This window comes from Vibrio phycocola, from assembly GCF_054404255.1.
This window is the reverse complement of the sequence record NZ_JBTAMQ010000034.1, coordinates 1-1,104: the sequence shown is the minus strand read 5'-3', so window position 1 is coordinate 1,104 and position 1,104 is coordinate 1. Positions and strand designations below refer to the sequence as shown.

1 protein-coding gene and 1 tRNA gene are annotated in these 1,104 nt (G+C 40.2%); one reads left to right on the top strand and one right to left on the bottom strand.

Annotated elements, in window-relative coordinates; genetic code table 11:
- Positions 1–137: 137 nt before the first annotated feature.
- Positions 138–881, bottom strand: a complete 744-nt coding sequence (locus ACXJY6_RS19735; RefSeq protein WP_458769380.1) for a hypothetical protein — start codon at positions 879–881, stop codon at positions 138–140.
- A gap of 151 nt (positions 882–1,032) precedes the next feature.
- Here ACXJY6_RS19735 and ACXJY6_RS19730 point away from each other — a divergent pair.
- A tRNA-Phe gene (locus ACXJY6_RS19730) sits at positions 1,033–1,104 on the top strand.

The following is a 1,104-nucleotide window of genomic DNA, read 5'->3' as shown; positions in this document are numbered from 1 at the left end:
TTAATCCGTATGTCGCAAGTTCAAGTCTTGCAGGGGGAGCCACATTAAAAAAGCCCAATCAACAGATTGGGCTTTTTGCCATCTAAAGCAATATATTAATCTCAGCGAATAGCTTCAATAATCCATCCCTACTCTTACTATAATCGAGCTTGAGTCAGCTTCATTTTATCTATCAACGTTTCAAAAACAGGCATGGCGCCAAAGAAATCATCCAATAAATAAAACTCTCCCGACTTCGACTCATATTTACCAATCACACGATGGTCTAACCTAAACACCAACCTGCAATCAGGGCCATCAGGCTCAACGGCAAATTCATCTTCAAGGTAATGACGATGTTCAATAGAAAAGCTTCGATCAAAAAAGTCTTTCAATTCATGAGCCGCTGGAGAGTGAAGCATTTCATCTGCAATCGTAGCCCCATTCACATCCGTCACTATTACACGGTATTCATCAACACTATATTTCATCATGTTATACAAACGACGGCGTTGCTCTATTGTTGGTGAAGAAGCAACATGAACACGCCCTCTAGCCTCATATCGAAGTACCCCTGTTGTCACCAGTAAATTACTGATCGAAACATCGTCACAAGTTCCTTTCAATTCGGGAGGTAATAAATCGGCTATTTTTCGATGATACTGTTTTTTCTGAGGGATCGAACGCTGTAAATCCAATAATCGACCATCTTTTAAGATGTAACCTCCGTCTTTGGTGATTTCCGTCGTTCCAAAGTACTTTACTAGCTTTTCGATAATTTCTTTTTCTTTGGTGCTACTGAGCTTCACATGACTTACATTTTGATCGAACATAGTTTGCTCTCCCAACTCTATAGCGCAAATGGCACTAAAAAATACACCCTTCATCATTGCGGCTTTCATCTTTTAGGCTCTTTTACCAAAAAATAAACCGCAGATTTAACCCGATACACTCTTTAAATATAGTCGCTGCGTTCATAAATTCACCAAACAGTACTTTTTTTTATTTTTACTGTTGACGTAAACCAAGAAAAACTTTTAAATACACGCCGTTGCCCGGATAGCTCAGTCGGTAGAGCAGAGGATTGAAAATCCTCGTGTCGGTGGTTCGATTCCGCCTCCGGGC